Source organism: Achromobacter sp. SX5 (assembly GCF_056711425.1).
The window spans coordinates 4,044,157-4,059,184 of sequence record NZ_CM160041.1 but is presented as its reverse complement, the minus strand read 5'-3'; the positions used below and the strand labels follow the sequence as shown (position 1 = coordinate 4,059,184).

16 protein-coding genes are annotated in these 15,028 nt (G+C 67.3%); 13 read left to right on the top strand and 3 right to left on the bottom strand.

What is annotated here, in order from left to right; translation table 11 throughout:
* The first annotated feature begins 40 nt into the window (after positions 1 to 40).
* A complete protein-coding gene (locus tag AC1M14_RS19065; RefSeq protein ID WP_111827007.1) occupies positions 41 to 1,171 on the top strand; it encodes a TIGR03364 family FAD-dependent oxidoreductase in 1,131 nt (376 codons plus the stop codon).
* 77 nt (positions 1,172 to 1,248) lie between these two features.
* On the opposite strand, the gene AC1M14_RS19060 is transcribed toward AC1M14_RS19065, so the two are convergent.
* The 3 genes from AC1M14_RS19060 to AC1M14_RS19050 form a co-directional block, all read right to left on the bottom strand.
* Entirely contained in the window at positions 1,249 to 2,397 is a 1,149-nt protein-coding gene (locus tag AC1M14_RS19060; RefSeq protein ID WP_102774792.1) for an aromatic ring-hydroxylating oxygenase subunit alpha, read from the bottom strand.
* A 299-nt stretch (positions 2,398 to 2,696) separates the two neighbouring features.
* Positions 2,697 to 3,707 (bottom strand): acyltransferase, encoded by a 1,011-nt coding sequence (locus AC1M14_RS19055; RefSeq protein ID WP_102774791.1) that lies wholly within the window; start codon positions 3,705 to 3,707, stop codon positions 2,697 to 2,699.
* Positions 3,708 to 3,820: 113 nt separating this feature from the next.
* A complete protein-coding gene (locus tag AC1M14_RS19050; protein ID WP_209166803.1) occupies positions 3,821 to 4,789 on the bottom strand; it encodes a tripartite tricarboxylate transporter substrate binding protein in 969 nt (322 codons plus the stop codon).
* A 140-nt stretch (positions 4,790 to 4,929) separates the two neighbouring features.
* Here AC1M14_RS19050 and AC1M14_RS19045 point away from each other — a divergent pair, with 140 nt between their 5' ends.
* The 12 genes from AC1M14_RS19045 (at position 4,930) to AC1M14_RS18990 (ending at position 14,987) form a co-directional block, all read left to right on the top strand.
* Positions 4,930 to 5,784, top strand: a complete 855-nt coding sequence (locus tag AC1M14_RS19045; protein WP_209166802.1) for an IclR family transcriptional regulator — start codon at positions 4,930 to 4,932, stop codon at positions 5,782 to 5,784.
* A 77-nt stretch (positions 5,785 to 5,861) separates the two neighbouring features.
* On the top strand, positions 5,862 to 6,128 hold the full coding sequence (locus tag AC1M14_RS19040) for an exodeoxyribonuclease VII small subunit (protein WP_102774788.1): 267 nt from the start codon (positions 5,862 to 5,864) through the stop codon (positions 6,126 to 6,128).
* Between the two features lie 6 nt (positions 6,129 to 6,134).
* Positions 6,135 to 7,046, top strand: a complete 912-nt coding sequence (locus AC1M14_RS19035) for a polyprenyl synthetase family protein (RefSeq protein ID WP_111827008.1) — start codon at positions 6,135 to 6,137, stop codon at positions 7,044 to 7,046.
* 53 nt (positions 7,047 to 7,099) lie between these two features.
* Positions 7,100 to 8,962: a 1-deoxy-D-xylulose-5-phosphate synthase gene (dxs, locus tag AC1M14_RS19030; protein ID WP_111827009.1), complete on the top strand. Its 1,863-nt coding sequence runs from the start codon at positions 7,100 to 7,102 to the stop codon at positions 8,960 to 8,962.
* Between the two features lie 192 nt (positions 8,963 to 9,154).
* Positions 9,155 to 9,952 carry a GTP cyclohydrolase FolE2 gene (gene folE2 / locus AC1M14_RS19025; RefSeq protein ID WP_479730259.1) on the top strand — a complete coding sequence of 266 codons (798 nt, stop codon included), beginning with the start codon at positions 9,155 to 9,157 and terminating at the stop codon, positions 9,950 to 9,952.
* A gap of 7 nt (positions 9,953 to 9,959) precedes the next feature.
* Positions 9,960 to 10,874, top strand: a complete 915-nt coding sequence (locus tag AC1M14_RS19020; protein WP_479730258.1) for a DUF817 domain-containing protein — start codon at positions 9,960 to 9,962, stop codon at positions 10,872 to 10,874.
* Positions 10,875 to 11,099: 225 nt separating this feature from the next.
* Positions 11,100 to 11,474 carry a 30S ribosomal protein S6 gene (rpsF, locus tag AC1M14_RS19015; protein WP_102774784.1) on the top strand — a complete coding sequence of 125 codons (375 nt, stop codon included), beginning with the start codon at positions 11,100 to 11,102 and terminating at the stop codon, positions 11,472 to 11,474.
* A 50-nt stretch (positions 11,475 to 11,524) separates the two neighbouring features.
* Entirely contained in the window at positions 11,525 to 11,848 is a 324-nt protein-coding gene (gene priB / locus AC1M14_RS19010) for a primosomal replication protein N (protein ID WP_102774783.1), read from the top strand.
* A 97-nt stretch (positions 11,849 to 11,945) separates the two neighbouring features.
* Entirely contained in the window at positions 11,946 to 12,218 is a 273-nt protein-coding gene (gene rpsR, locus AC1M14_RS19005; protein WP_006218308.1) for a 30S ribosomal protein S18, read from the top strand.
* 14 nt (positions 12,219 to 12,232) lie between these two features.
* On the top strand, positions 12,233 to 12,688 hold the full coding sequence (gene rplI, locus AC1M14_RS19000; RefSeq protein ID WP_479730257.1) for a 50S ribosomal protein L9: 456 nt from the start codon (positions 12,233 to 12,235) through the stop codon (positions 12,686 to 12,688).
* Positions 12,689 to 12,768: 80 nt separating this feature from the next.
* The gene (locus tag AC1M14_RS18995) at positions 12,769 to 13,608 is read left to right on the top strand and encodes a hypothetical protein (protein ID WP_479730256.1); all 840 of its coding nucleotides are present in this window, start codon (positions 12,769 to 12,771) and stop codon (positions 13,606 to 13,608) included.
* Complete coding sequence (locus AC1M14_RS18990; protein WP_006388372.1) at positions 13,605 to 14,987, top strand: replicative DNA helicase; 1,383 nt, start codon at positions 13,605 to 13,607, stop codon at positions 14,985 to 14,987. The genes AC1M14_RS18995 and AC1M14_RS18990 overlap by 4 nt, the downstream gene beginning before the upstream one ends.
* The last annotated feature ends 41 nt before the right edge of the window (positions 14,988 to 15,028 follow it).

Sequence of the window (15,028 nt, the reverse complement as noted above, 5' to 3'; positions counted from 1 at the left end):
CCCGCAAGGGTGGCCCCCAATTCTTTCCAGTGGTCCAGAAATGAAGAACTTTGACGTAATCGTGGTGGGCGCGGGCATGCTGGGCATCGCCCACGCCTGGGCGGCCGCCAAGCGCGGCCTGTCGGTGGCCGTGATCGAGCGCAGCCGCCAGGCGCATGGCGCCACGGTCCGCAATTTCGGCCAGGTGATCGTGACCGGCCAGGCGCCGGGCACGATGCTGTCGCACGCCCAGCAGGCGCGCGAGCTGTGGCTGGACCTGGCGGGCAAGGCGGGTTTCCACGTGCGGGCCAACGGCGCGCTGGTGCTGGCGCGCAACGCCGACGAGGCGGACGTGCTGCAGGAATTCGCCGAAACCCGCATGCGGCAGGAAGGCTATCGCGCCGAACTGCTGTCGGGCCGCGAGGTCGCGCGCCTGTACGGCGGGCGGCTGGCGCATCACTGCGCCGCGCTGCAAGGCCATGACGACCTGCAGATCTATTCGCGCGAGGCGCTGCCGGCGATCACGCGCTACCTGGCCGAGTCGCTGGGCGTCACCTTCATCACCGGCACGCTGGCGCGCGCCGTCGAAGGCGGCCGGGTCTGCACGTCGGCCGGCGAATTCCAGGGCGGGCACGTGTTCGTCTGCCCCGGCCACGATTACCTGACCCTGCTGCCGGAACTGTTCGCGCCGCTGAACCTGGAGGTCACGCGCCTGCAGATGCTGCGCGCCGCGTTCGAGGCCGACCCCATCGCGCTCGACCGGCCGCTGCTCACCGGCCTGTCCTGCGTGCATTACGGCGCGTTCTCCGACCTGCCGTCGGCGCTGGCGCTGCGCGAAGTGATCCAGGCGCGCACGCCCATGCTGCTGGAAAACGGCATCCACCTGCTGATCAGCCCCACGCCCTACGGCGAACTGATCATCGGCGATTCGCACCGCTACGGCCAGGATGCTCCGCCGTTCAACGACGAGGCCGTGGACGACGCGATGCTGGACCTGGCGTCGCAGGCCCTGGGCGCGCGGCTGCGGGTGCTGGAGCGCTGGCAGGGCGTGTACGGCGCGCACGGCCCGGCGCCGTTCTCGGTGATGGCCGTGGATGCGGCCACGACCGTGGCGGTGATGCACTCGGGCGTGGGCATGACGGTGGGGCTGGCCATCGGCGAGCGCGCCGTGGCCGGGACGCTCGGCCGCTGATCCGCGCAGCCCGGCTCACCGGCGAAAAAAAAAAGCCTTGCGGGCAAGCAAGGCTTTTTTGTTTGCACGGCAGGGCCTCAGACCCGGTCCTGCATGATGCGGCGATACCATTCGTGGAAGTGCTGCATGCCGTCTTCCATGGGCGACTGGTAGGGGCCGGTTTCGTTGACGCCGCGCTGCATCAGGGCCTTGCGGCCGGCGTCCATGCGTTCGGCGATCTCGTCGTCCTCGATGGCGGTCTCCATGTAGGCGGCGCGCTGCGCCTCGACGAATTCGCGCTCAAAGGCGGCGATTTCCTCGGGGTAGTAGAACTCGACCACGTTCACGGTTTCCTGCGGGCTCTTGGGATACAGCGTGGAGAGCACCAGCACGTGCGGATACAGCTCGATCATGTGGGTCGGGAAATACGTGACCCAGACCGCGCCGAAATCGGGCGCGTCGCCTTCGCGGAACGCCAGCAGGCGGTCATGCCACTGCTTGTAGACCTCCGAGCCCGGCTGTGCCAGCGCGTTGTGCACGCCGACGCGCTGCAGGCTGTACCAGTCGTTGAACTCCCAGCTCAGGTCGTCGCAGGTGACGAAGCGGCCCAGGCCGGGGTGGAACGGACCGACGTGGTAGTCCTCGAGGTAGACCTCGATGAAGGTCTTCCAGTTGTAGTTGCACTGGTGCACCTCGACGTGGTCCAGCACGTAGTCGCCGAAGTCGAACTCGGGCCGCGCGAACAGCGGCGCCATGTCGGCGGCCGGGTCGCGCGGGCCTTCGAACAGCAGGCCGTGGCAGTCGCGCAGGCGGAACTTCTGCAGGTTCATGCAGGGCGTGGTGTCGAACTGGGGCGCGCCCAACAACTCGCCTTTGTTGTTGTACGTCCAACGGTGCAGCGGGCACACGATGTTGCCGCCGGTCGCCTTCAGGTTGCCCTTGGTATTGCAGTTGCCGGCCACGTTGCCGGCTTCGCCGCCAAGCATCAATGCCTGCCGGTGGCGGCAGACATTTGAGATGAGTTCGACGCCTTGCTGGTTGCGGACCAGCAGGCGACCTCCGTTTTCCTGGACCAGCGTGCGCCAGTCCCCGACCTCGGGCACCAATTTCTGGTGGCCGACGTATTGCGAGGATTGCTTGAAAATGAGTTCTTGCTCGCGGGCAAAGAGGGCTTCGTCAAAATATGCGCTGACGGGTAGCTGGGTGCGAGCTGGCACTACATGTGCCATCCGACCGATGTCGGTCATGATTCCCTCCGCTCGGATAAAAAAGCCAGGACGGTTGAGCTGTCGCCGAGCAGCTTTGCCTGGTGGCTCGCCCGGCGTGCGCGGCAATCTCGTCCGGCCGGGCCTGATGGCCTGGCCAAATCCGCCGCCTGAATTCCGCTGGGCAAGTCCGCCAAGTGAAATCCGCAGGGTGAATTCCGTTCTGGCGCGAAGAAAAATCGGTGTCTGGCCGATCAAATAAGCCGTGAATTGTACCCCAAGGGCCAGACCCGCGCCCGCGATGATACGCAAGCACGGACGAAGTCCTGGCGCCGCAGAATTCAGACCAGTCTGCGGGTGGCTGGATGCCTCCTCAGCAGCCAGCTGCTGGCCGCCGACAATGCGAATACGGCGGCCGCCAGCAGCGGCACCGCCCACGCGTCGCTGCGCGCGCCCGTGATCGCGCCGGCCCGGCGCGCCACGTCCAGGAACAGCGGATGGATCAGGTAGACCCCGAAGGTCAGCGGGGCCAGCGAGGCCAGCCGCGGCAGGCGCGGCGACGACACGATGCACTGGAAGGCCGCCAGCGACATGAACGGGACGGTCAGACTGAAATAGTCATAGAAATACGTGTCCAGCGTGCGGCTGTTGGACATGGCATACACGCCCAGCGCGGTCGCGGCCACGCTGGCCGCCAGCATCAGGCGCGGACGCGGCACCCGCATCTGGCCGTCGAAGATCAGGCGGCCGGCCACGAAATAGCCCAGATACGGCAGGAACCAGGTCAGGAAGAAGCCGGCGGGCGCGCCCAGCGCGCGGCGGTACAGGGAGTCCAGGATCGCCACGCCCAGGATGCCGACCACCCACAGCGCGCGCGCCCGCGGCGTGCTGCGCGCATACAGCAGGCGGATCAGGGGCGCGAACAGGTACAGCCCCACGATCATGTACAGGTACCACAGGTGGTAATAGGGCTCGCCTTGGGCGACCTTGCGCGGCCAGAACGAAAAATCGATGCGGCCGTCGTCCCACCAGTCCAGCCCGGTGCGCCAGGCCAGGTAGAACAGCGTCCAGAACAGCAGCGGCGCGCAGATCCGCGCCATGCGCCGGCTGTAGAACTGGCGCGCGTCCTGGGGCTTGTCGGGGTCCAGCAGCAGGGCGCCGCTGACCATGACGAAGACGGGCACGCACCAGCGCGCCGCCGAATCGTACAGGTTGGCGGCCAGCCACGCGCCGCCGCCATAGGCGGCGGGATTGCTGACGATCATGGCCGCGCTGTGCAGCAGGACGACGGCCAGGGCCGCCAGCCAGCGCGCAGCGTCCAGCCGTGCATATCTTTCTTCGAGGTACGGCATCGGGCATTCGCTATGGGGTTTGTTTCACCATAGCAGCCGGGCCGGCGGGGCCGGTGTATCCAGGCGTTAGGGCCTGGTAACAGGGGCTGACAACAAGGGTCCGCCTCGTGTATTCACTGCGGCGCCATGTTGGCCTGCTTGACCAGCTGCGCGACGATGGGCTGTTCGCTCGCGATCTGGCGGTCCAGTTCGGCCGGCGTGCCCGAGCGCGGGTCTATGCCCATTTCAAGCATGCGCTTTTTGATCGCCTCGTCCTGCAGCGTCTCGGCCAGGGCCTGGCGCAGCTTGTCCATGGCGGGGGCGGGCGTGCCCTTGGGCGCCACGAAGCTGAACCAGGCGGTCAGGTCGAAATCCGGATAGCCCTGTTCGGCCATGGTGGCCAGTTTGGGCTGGGTGGGCAGGCGCGTGGGGCTGGTGATGGCGAAGACCTTGACCTTGCCCGCGTCGGCCTGCGGCATGCCGGTGGCCACCATGTCGAAGAACAGGTCCACTTCGCCGCTGATGAGCGCCGGCAGGGCCTGGGTGGCGCCCTTGAAAGGCACGTGCAGGATGTCGATGCCGGCGCGCTTCTTGAACAGCTCGCCGGCCAGGTGCGACGAGGTGCCGGGCCCGAACGTGGCGAAGGTCAGTTTGCCCGGGTGCTGCTTGGCGTAGGCCACCACGTCCTGCGTGCTGGCGAAGGGCCGCTTGGGGCTGGACAGTAGCACCAGCGGCCCCACGCCCACCATGCCGATGCGGGCGAAGCTGTCGGGATCGTAGGGCAGGTCCTTGTACAGGTAGCGGTTGGTCACCAGCGTGGAGTTGGTGGCCATCAGGATGGTGTAGCCGTCGGGCGCCTCGCGCGCCACGAACGCCGCGCCGATGGAGGTGCCGGCGCCGGCCTTGTTCTCGACGATCATGGGCTGGCCCAGCGTCTTGGCCATGCGCTCGGCCAGCACCCGGGTCAGCACGTCGGTGGCGCCGCCGGCCGGGAAGGGCGAGATGACCTTGATGGGGCGGGACGGATAGGTGTCGGCCTGGGCGCTCAGTGCGGCGGCGCCGAGGACCAGGGTAGCCAGCAATTTGAAGCTCGTGCGCATCATGTGTTTCCCCTTGGTTCGCGTACGGGTGTGGATGGCCGGCCGCGGGCCCGCTTGTCATCCGGGCCGGCATGCTTTAAATTCCGAACTATGGAATTTTATTTTGTTATTCGAAATAAACTATAAAAACGAAGCGAATAGAAATGCAATCTTTTTCTGACGCCAGGCGTATCGCGCATCCCGCCGCCAAACCCGACGGCAAGGTCGAGCTCAGCCTGCCCGCGCGCCGCAAGCGCGCCGCCGGCGCAGGAGAGGGCACCAATTCGCCGGACTTCATCACCGCCCTGGCGCGCGGCCTGGAGGTGCTGCGCTGCTTCCGCCACGGCGTGACCGCGCTGGGCAACCTGGACCTGGCGCGGCTGACCGGCCTGCCCAAGCCCACCATCAGCCGCATCACCTACACGCTGACCGAGCTGGGCTATCTGCGCTATCACCCCGACACGGGCAAGTACTCGCCCGGCTACGGCGTGCTGGCGCTGGGCTTCGGCCTGCTGGCCGGCCTGGAGGTGCGCGAACTGGCCAAGGCCTCCATGACGGAGCTGGCCCGCGCCACGGGCGCGGCCGTCGCCCTGGGCGCCTTCGACGGCGACGCCATGACCTACGTCGAGGCCATCCACGGCTCGTCCGCGCTCTATCTGCGCCTGCCGGTCGGCTACCGGGCCAGCCTGGACAGCGCCATGGGGCGGGCCTACCTGGCCAGCCTGCCGGCGCCGGCCTGCGACGAAGCGCTGGCGCGGCTGGGCGAGGCCGCGCCGCCGGCCGCCGCCATCGAGCGCGCCCGCGCGGAACTGCGCGAGTCGGGCTGCTGCTACGCCATCGGCGAGTGGCAGTCGGGCATCCACGCCGCCGCGGTGCCGTTCGCCTCGGTCACGGGCGAGGGCGTGTTCGTCATGAGCTGCGGCGGCCCGGCCGGCCTGCTGCCCGAGGCGCAGCTGCGCACGCAGGTGGCGCCCCTGCTGCGCGCCGCCGTCGCGGGGCTGGCCGGAACCCCCGCCTGAAATGCGTGCCGCGACAGGGTTTGGGTATCTCGTACAATTCACGGATTGATCCACCCCTAGCGTCCTCGGAGACCCGTTTGGCCCACTCCCCACAAGCCGACCCGCAGGTCGATGACTCCTCCTTGCCCCAGGATTTCGAAACGGCGCTGGCCGAACTCGAAGCGCTGGTCGCGGCCATGGAAGACGGGTCGTTGCCGCTCGAGCAATCGCTGGCCGCCTACAAGCGCGGCGTGGCGCTCACGCGGGTCTGCCAGGAGCGTCTGGCGCAGGCCGAGCAGCAGGTGAAGGTCCTGGAGGGCGACCTGCTGCGCCCGCTGGATCCGGCGGCGCTGGATGACGAATAAGAACCGATGAAGCAAATACAACTCCCCTTCCCGGAGTGGCTGCAGGGGCGCGTGCGGCACGTCGAAGACGTGCTGGACGATCTGCTGCCGCCCGCGGACGCGCTGCCGGCGCGCCTGCACGAAGCCATGCGCTACGCCGTCCTCGGCGGCGGCAAGCGGGTGCGGGCCGCGCTGGTCTATGCGGCGGGGCAGGCCTGCCCGGTCAGCGGCAGCGTCCTCGCCATCGAGGCTTCGCTGGACCGCGCCGCCGCGGCGGTCGAACTGATCCACGCCTATTCGCTGGTGCACGACGACCTGCCCTGCATGGACGACGACACGCTGCGCCGCGGCCGGCCGACCACCCACGTGCAGTTCGACGAGGCCACCGCCATGCTGGCCGGCGACGCGCTGCAGCCGCTGGCGTTCGACCTGCTGGCTTCCATGCCGATCGCGCCGGCGCTCATCGTGCAGGCGACCCAGTCGCTGGCGCGCGCCGCCGGCAGCCAGGGCATGGCGGGCGGCCAGGCCATCGACCTGTTCAGTGTCGGGCGCGCGCTGTCGCGCGACGAGCTCCAGACCATGCACAGCATGAAAACGGGCGCCATGCTCGCGTGCAGCGTGGCGCTGGGCGGCATCGTGGCGGGCGCCAGTTCGGCCACGCGCCAGGCGCTGGACGCCTATGCGCAGGCCGTGGGCCTGGCGTTCCAGGTGGTCGACGACATCCTCGACGTCACCGCCGACAGCGCCAGCCTGGGCAAGACGCCGGGCAAGGACGCGGCCGAGAACAAGCCCACCTACGTATCGCTGCTCGGGCTTGACGAGGCGCGGGCATTTGCTGAAGCATTGCGCGAGGACGCGCTGGCCGCGCTGGCGCCGCTGGGCGAGGGAGGCAAGCGCCTGGCCGAGCTGGCCGACTTCATCGTCCTTCGGGACCGCTGAGCCGAGACTAGCCCGGACGGCAGGCAGTCCGGGCCAACGAACCGAATAAAAGCATGACGACAGATTTACTGGACCGCATTCAATCCCCGGCAGACCTCAAGCGCCTGGATCGCCGCGAGCTGAAAAAGCTTGCCGACGAGCTGCGGGGCTTCGTGCTGGAATCGGTATCCAAAACGGGCGGACACCTGTCGTCCAACCTGGGCACCGTCGAGCTCACGCTGGCGCTGCATCAGGTGTTCGACACGCCCCATGACCGCATCGTCTGGGACGTGGGCCACCAGTCCTATCCCCACAAGATCCTGACCGGCCGCCGCGCCGGCATGGCCCGCCTGCGCCAGCAGGGCGGCATCTCGGGCTTCCCCAAGCGCAGCGAGTCCGAGTACGACGCCTTCGGCACCGCGCACTCGTCGACGTCCATCTCGGCTGCGCTGGGCATGGCGGTGGCCTCGCGCAACGCCGGCGTGCAGCGCCAGCACATCGCCGTCATCGGCGACGGCGCGATGTCGGCCGGCATGGCCTTCGAAGCCATGAACAACGCCGGCGTCACGCCCAACATCAACCTGCTGGTGATCCTGAACGACAACGACATGTCGATCTCGCCGCCGGTCGGGGCGCTGAACCGCTACCTGGCCCGCCTGATGTCGGGCCGCTTCTACGCGGCGGCCAAGAACGTCGGCCGCGCGGTGCTGCAGCACGTGCCGCCGGTTCTTGAACTGGCGCGCCGCTTCGAGGAACACGCCAAGGGCATGGTCACGCCGGCCACGCTGTTCGAGGAATTCGGCTTCAACTACGTCGGCCCCATCGACGGCCACGACCTGGACGCGCTGGTGCCGACCCTGCAGAACCTCAAGGCCCTGCAAGGCCTGCAGTTCCTGCACGTGGTGACGCGCAAGGGGCAAGGCTACAAGCTGGCCGAGGCCGACCCGGTGCTGTATCACGGCCCGGGCAAGTTCGACCCGGCCGTCGGCATCCAGCAGTCCAAGGCGCCCGGCAAGCGCACCTTCACTCAGGTGTTCGGCCAGTGGCTGTGCGACATGGCCGAGCAGGACACCCGCCTGGTCGCCATCACGCCGGCCATGCGCGAAGGCAGCGGGCTGGTGGAATTCGAAAAGCGCTTCCCGCAGCGCTATTTCGACGTCGGCATCGCCGAGCAGCACGCCGTGACCTTCGCCGCCGGCATCGCCTGTGAAGGCCAGAAGCCGGTGGTCGCGATCTACTCCACCTTCCTGCAGCGCGGCTACGACCAGTTCATCCACGACGTCGCCCTGCAGAACCTGGACGTCACCTTCGCGCTGGACCGCGCCGGCATCGTCGGCGCCGACGGCGCCACCCATGCCGGCAACTACGACATCGCGTTCCTGCGCTGCGTGCCGAACATGGTGGTGGCCACGCCTTCGGACGAAAACGAAACGCGCCTGCTGCTGTCGACCTGTTACCAGTATCCCGGCCCCGCATCGGTGCGCTATCCGCGCGGCGCGGGCTGCGGCGCCGAGCCCGCGCCCGGCCTGGACACCGTCGAGCTGGGCCGCGGCGTGGTGCGCCGCGAGGGCGCCCGCATCGCCATCCTGGGTTTCGGCACGCTGGTGCAGGCCGCGCTGGGCGCGGCCGAGAAACTGGACGCGACCGTCGCCGACATGCGTTTCGTCAAGCCCATCGACCGCGACCTGGTGCTGGACCTGGCGGCTCGCCACGATGCATTGGTCACGATCGAGGACGCCTCCGTCATGGGCGGGGCCGGCAGCGCGGTGCTGGAAACGCTGAGCGCCGCCGGGGTGCAGATTCCGGTGCTGCAGCTGGGCCTGCCCGACGAATTCATCGACCACGGCGAGCAGTCGGCGCTGCTGGCCGGCATCGGCCTGGACGCGGCCGGCATCGAACGCTCGATCCGCGCGCGCTACGCCGACCTGCTGGGCTGATGAGGCCCGGCCCGCGGACCGGGGCGGCATGCCCGGGTCCGCGGATGAAACACTCTGTTCCGGCCCCGTCAACCTACCCGGCAAAGGGTTTTCACTGGCGAATGCGGCCTTATGGGCGATAATGGCCCCCTTCATCTAGATTCCCAGGCTCCCAGCATATTGACGGCTGTACGCCTGGACAGGTAAGCCGAAATGAATTCTCCGATCGACCCCGCCATCGTGATGCCCGACGTCCAGAGCTCGGCGGACACCCGGCACATCCCGATCCAGCGCGTGGGTATCCGTGGCGTGCGCCACCCCATGCTGATCCAGGGCGGCGATGGCGCGCCCCAGGGCACCGTGGCCAACTGGACCCTGACCGTGGCGCTGCCCTCCGAAGAAAAGGGGACGCACATGTCCCGCTTCGTGGCGCTGCTGGAAAAATACCGCAGCACCCCCATGACGCCGGCCCTGTTCCGCGCCATGGCGGCCGACATGCTGCCGCTGCTGCACGCCGAGCGCGGCGACATCACGGCGGCCTTCCCGTACTTCATCAACAAGTCCGCCCCGATCTCCGGCGTGCAGAGCCTGCTGGACTACGAAGTCCAGTGGGTCGCCCGCGCCCAGGGCGCGGAGGTCGAGTTCGAACTGATCGTGCAGGTGCCCGTCACCAGCCTCTGTCCGTGCTCCAAGGCCATTTCCGAATACGGCGCGCACAACCAGCGCTCGCACGTCACCGTCTCGGCCATCCTGGACGGCGACCTGAGCATGGACAGCGTTATCCGCCTGATCGAAGAAGAGGGCTCGTGCGAACTGTGGGGCCTGCTCAAGCGGCCCGACGAGAAGTTCGTCACCGAACGCGCCTACGACAATCCCAAGTTCGTCGAGGACCTGGTGCGCGACGTGGCGGCCCGCCTGAACGCCCATCCCGGCATCGCGCGCTACCGCGTCGAGGCCGAGAACTTCGAATCGATCCACAACCACTCGGCCTACGCCGTCGTCGAAGGCTGAGCCTGCCGTGCGCCATCCGGCGGCCCACGACTGGCCGCTCATTGCGCGGCTGCAGGGCTGGGAATCGCGGCTGGCCGGCAACCTGGCCGGCCGCGGCCGTTTCGGCGTCGCGCTCTACGAGTTCTTCCGCTTCGGCGTGAAACAGGCCTGGGCCTGCCTGTTCGGCGGCCTGATGTGCGCGCTGCTCCTGGCGACCTACTGGTGGTACCCCAAGGACGTCTGGCTGGCCCGCTACGACTTCCTGACCCTGGCCGCGCTGGGCATCCAGGCGGCGCTGCTCGCGCTGCGCCTGGAAACCTGGAGCGAGGCCCGCGTGATCCTGATGTTCCATGTGGTGGGCACGGCGATGGAACTGTTCAAGACCGCGGCCGGCTCCTGGATCTATCCCGAGGCCAGCGTGCTGCGCATCGGCGGCGTGCCGCTGTTCACGGGCTTCATGTACGCGGCCGTCGGCAGCTATCTGGCGCGGGTCTGGCGCCTGTTCGACTTCCGCTTCCGGGCGCATCCGCCGCTGCCGGCCACGCTGGCGCTGTCGACGCTGATCTACGTGAACTTCTTCGCCCACCATTTCATCGCCGACTTCAGGCTGCTGTTGTTCGCGCTGACGGCGGTGCTGTTCGCCCGCTGCTGGGTGTACTTCCGGATCTGGCGCGACTACCGCCGCATGCCGCTGCTGCTGGGATTCACGCTGGTGGCGCTGTTCATCTGGCTCGCCGAGAACATCGGCACCTTCGCCCATGCCTGGCGCTACCCGAACCAGGCGGCCGGCTGGGAGTGGGTGTCCATCGCCAAGCTGGGCTCGTGGTTTCTGCTCATGATCATCAGCTACGTGATGGTCAGCGTGGTCAACCGGCCTCGGGAAGTCGAGGCGGCCGACGCCGGTCCGGCCGCCGCCGCTGTCGGTGAAATGGCCCGTCCCTGATTGTTCAGGGCAGGGCGGCTTGATTCCAGCCGCCCAATCGGCGATAATCGAGAGCTTTCTTGCTCGACCGCTGGGTTGGTTTTAAAAAACCCCCTGGCAGCGGGCTGCCCCTTGCGGGCCGGCATATCCCTTTTTTTGAAAGAAAAAAAGCCTTCGTGGTGGAAAGCGCGGAGGTGCGGAAGTGGGGGTTACCGGCCAGCGAGACATCCTCAAGGAGTTTTACTCATGCGTCACTACGAAGTAGTGTTTATCGTTCACCCCGACCAGAGCGAGCAAGTGCCCGCCATGGTCGAGCGTTACCAAACGCTGGTCACGGGTCAAGGCGGCACCGTCCACCGCCTGGAAGACTGGGGTCGCCGTCAACTGGCCTACCCGATCCAGAAGCTCGTCAAGGCTCACTACGTCTGCCTGAACATCGAGTGCGGCCAAGCCACGCTGGATGAGCTGGAACACTCGTTCCGCTACAACGACGCCGTGCTGCGCCACCTGGTCATCAAGACCAAGAAGGCCCAGACCGCTCCCTCGATCATGATGAAGTCGGTCGAGCGCGAAGAAGCCCGCAAGGCTTCGGCGGAAGCGGCCGCGGCTCAGGCCGAGTAAGCAGGGCTCACGCAGAGCTCGTTCCATCTGGTCCCCCGGTGCCTGGCAGGATGAACAAACTGGAACTCAGCGCCCGCGTTCTCGAATGCGAGCCTTTGCGCCACACTCCCGCCGGATTGCCAGCGCTGGAAATGCTGCTGGCGCACGAGTCCGAAGTCATCGAAGCCGGCCTTGCGCGCCGTGTGGAACTGACGATCGCGGCCGTGGCGTTGGGCGATCTGGCGCTGCTGTTGAAGGACACCGCCTTAGGGTCCGAATTGCTGGTGCAGGGGTTTCTGGCCCCCGTGCGCAAGGACTCGGTGAAACTCAAGCTGCATCTGCAGCAGGCGCGCAGGATAGCCGGCAGCGCAGGGCGCGACCCGCTGGTGGCCTGAAGGGAATGAGCAAGGGGCGCGATGAGCGCCTTCTGAAAACGGATAGGTTATGGGGATGCGGGCAAGGCCCGGCCCCTCAAACAAAGAGGCACATATCATGGCTTTCTTCGGAAAACGCAAGGAAAAACGCAAATTCACGCAGCAGAACCCGCTCTTCAAGCGCCGCAAGTTCTGCCGCTTCACCGCCGCCGGTGTGGAAGAGATCGACTACAAGGATCTGGACACCCTGCGCGACTTCGTGCAAGAAAACGGCAAGATCATCCCGGCTCGCCTGACCGGCACCAAGGCAATCTACCAGCGCCAGCTGGACACCGCCATCAAGCGCGCGCGCTTCCTGGCCCTGTTGCCTTACACCGATAACCACAACTAATCCGGGGCACTGAAATGCAAGTTATTCTGCTCGAAAAAGTCGTCAACCTGGGTAACCTCGGCGAAGTCGTGCGCGTGCGCGATGGCTACGCTCGCAACTTCCTGATCCCCCAGAAGAAGGCCCGTCGCGCAACCGACGCCGCCATGAAGGAATTCGAAGCCCGCCGCGCCGAGCTGGAAAAGGCCCAGGCTGAAAAGCTGGCCGCCGCTCAAGCCCTGGGCGAGCGCCTGTCCGGCTTCCAGCTGAAGGTCGTCCAGAAGGCCGGCGTCGACGGCCGCCTGTTCGGCTCGGTCACCAACGCCGACGTCGCCGACGGCCTGCGCAAGGCTGGCTTCGACGCCGTCGAAAAGGCCCAGGTCCGCATGCCCAACGGCCAGCTGAAGTCGGTCGGCGAGTTCCCGGCCCAGGTCGCCCTGCACGCCGACGTGCTGGTCGACGTGACGGTTCTGGTCGAAGGCGAACTGTCCTAAGCCGGTACCGCAGTGACAAAAAGCCGGCCCGCGCGCCGGCTTTTTTTTTCCCGGCGCGAACCTTTCCTCAGAGGCCTTTTTTGACCCAGCCACCCGTTCACCAGAACGCCCCTGCCGGCCTGCGAGCCTGGCTCGACAGCGTGGATGCATCGCGTGAACCGTCGGTGCGGGACGTGACCATAGACGGCGTGCGCTGCATCATCAAGCGCCGCCGTCCCAGCCTGGGCCGGGGCCTGGGCTACGTGGCGCGCTATGTCCGCGCCCTGTTCCTGGGTGTGGGCTGCAAGCTGTTCCTGGGGGAGTTCCCGCGCCCCGGCGTGCTGCTGCGCAATGGCCTGGCGCACGAGTCGCAGCGCCTTGCGCAGCTGCTGCAGGCCGGCTGCCGGGTGCCCGAAGTGTGGTGGCAGGAGCAGGATCTGCTCGTGCTGGAATACGTGGGCGAGGACCTGGCCGACCTGATCCGCAACGAGGATTCGACCGCGCGGCTGTGGCTGGCGCGCGCGGCGGCGGCCGACCTGGCCGCGTTCCATGTGCGCGGCATGTGGCACGGCGGCGCGCAGATCCGCAACGTGACGTTGCGCGACGGCGAGCTGTGGCGCATCGATTTCGAAGAAAACATAGGCTCGACCCTGTCGCGCCCGCTGGCCCAGGCCTATGATCTGTTCCAGATGCTGGCCTCGCTGGCGTCGCTGCGCAAGCTGCCGGACGACGACGCCCGCACGCTGGGTAAACTGGCGCTCCAGGTCTACTTCGAACACAATCCGGACTCCGAAGTCAGGGCCCGCCTGACGCGGCTGGCGCGGCTTCTGTGCAGCATCGCCGCGCCCCTGCGCGCCGTGCTGGCGCGCCTGCCCTCGCGCGATGTACAAGGGTTCTTCCGCGTCGCGGAAATCCTGCAGCCGTTACTATTGAAGCCATGAACACACCCGCCGATTCCCAGCTCGAATACCTGCGCGTTCCTCCCCATTCCATCGAGGCGGAACAATCGGTCCTGGGCGGCCTGCTGCTGGACAACGCGGCCTGGGACCGCATCGCCGACGTGCTGGTCGAAGAAGACTTCTACCGCCACGACCACCGGCTGATCTGGCACCACATCGCCCGCCTGATCGGGCTGGCGCGCCCGGCCGACGTCATCACCGTGCACGAGTCGCTGGTCAGCGCCGGCAAGGCCGAGGACGCCGGCGGCCTGGCCTACCTGAACGCGCTGGCGCACAACACGCCGTCGGCCGCCAACATCCGCCGCTACGGCGAAATCGTGCGCGAGCGCGCCATGCTGCGCAAGCTGGTGTCGATCGCCGACGAAATCTCCTCGGCCGCCATGAACCCGCAGGGCAAGGAAGCGCGCCAGCTGCTGGACGAGGCCGAGTCCAAGGTATTCCAGATCGCCCAGGAAGGCGCGCGCGGCGCCGCCGGCTTCCAGGAGATCCAGCCGCTGCTGACCCAGGTGGTCGAGCGCATCGACGAGCTCTACCACCGCGAAAGCACGTCCGACGTGACCGGCGTGCCCACCGGCTTCACCGACCTGGACAAGATGACCTCGGGCATGCAGGGCGGCGACCTCATCATCGTGGCCGGCCGCCCGTCCATGGGCAAGACCTCGTTCTCCATGAACATCGGCGAGCACGTGGCCATCGAGGAAGGGCTGCCGGTGGCGGTGTTCTCCATGGAAATGGGCGCGGTGCAGCTGGCGATGCGTATGCTGGGTTCGGTCGGCCTGCTCGACCAGCACCGCATGCGTACCGGCAAGCTCATCGCCGAGGACTGGCCGCGCGTGACCCACGCGGTCCAGCTCATGCAGGACGCCCAGGTCTACATCGACGAGTCCCCCGCGCTCAGCCCCATGGAAGTGCGGGCGCGTGCGCGCCGTCTGGCGCGCCAGTGCGGCCAGCTCGGCCTCATCATTATCGACTACCTGCAGCTCATGTCGGGCAACGGCTCGGGCGAGAACCGGGCCACCGAAGTGTCGGAAATCAGCCGTTCGCTCAAGGGCCTGGCCAAGGAGCTCAACTGTCCGCTGATCGCGCTGTCGCAGTTGAACCGCAGCCTGGAACAGCGTCCCAACAAGCGTCCCGTGATGAGCGACCTGCGCGAATCCGGCGCCATCGAACAGGACGCGGACGTGATCCTGTTCATCTACCGCGACGAGGTCTACAACCCCGATTCGCCGGACAAGGGCACGGCCGAGATCATCATCGGCAAGCAGCGTAACGGCCCCATCGGCACGGTGCGCCTGACCTTCCAGGGATCGAGTACGCGCTTCTTGAACTTCTCCGGCGCGCAGCCGCGCGACATGTACTGATCCTCCGCACCAACAAAAAACGCGCCTCGGGCGCGTTTTTG

Coding starts and splice junctions, on each gene's coding strand:
- AC1M14_RS19065 (WP_111827007.1), top strand. CDS start 41: ATGAAGAACTTTGACGTAATCGTGGTGGGCGCGGGCATGCTGGGCATC.
- AC1M14_RS19060 (WP_102774792.1), bottom strand. CDS start 2,397: ATGACCGACATCGGTCGGATGGCACATGTAGTGCCAGCTCGCACCCAG.
- AC1M14_RS19055 (WP_102774791.1), bottom strand. CDS start 3,707: ATGCCGTACCTCGAAGAAAGATATGCACGGCTGGACGCTGCGCGCTGG.
- AC1M14_RS19050 (WP_209166803.1), bottom strand. CDS start 4,789: ATGATGCGCACGAGCTTCAAATTGCTGGCTACCCTGGTCCTCGGCGCC.
- AC1M14_RS19045 (WP_209166802.1), top strand. CDS start 4,930: ATGCAATCTTTTTCTGACGCCAGGCGTATCGCGCATCCCGCCGCCAAA.
- AC1M14_RS19035 (WP_111827008.1), top strand. CDS start 6,135: ATGAAGCAAATACAACTCCCCTTCCCGGAGTGGCTGCAGGGGCGCGTG.
- dxs (WP_111827009.1), top strand. CDS start 7,100: ATGACGACAGATTTACTGGACCGCATTCAATCCCCGGCAGACCTCAAG.
- folE2 (WP_479730259.1), top strand. CDS start 9,155: ATGAATTCTCCGATCGACCCCGCCATCGTGATGCCCGACGTCCAGAGC.
- rpsF (WP_102774784.1), top strand. CDS start 11,100: ATGCGTCACTACGAAGTAGTGTTTATCGTTCACCCCGACCAGAGCGAG.
- priB (WP_102774783.1), top strand. CDS start 11,525: ATGAACAAACTGGAACTCAGCGCCCGCGTTCTCGAATGCGAGCCTTTG.
- rpsR (WP_006218308.1), top strand. CDS start 11,946: ATGGCTTTCTTCGGAAAACGCAAGGAAAAACGCAAATTCACGCAGCAG.
- rplI (WP_479730257.1), top strand. CDS start 12,233: ATGCAAGTTATTCTGCTCGAAAAAGTCGTCAACCTGGGTAACCTCGGC.
- AC1M14_RS18990 (WP_006388372.1), top strand. CDS start 13,605: ATGAACACACCCGCCGATTCCCAGCTCGAATACCTGCGCGTTCCTCCC.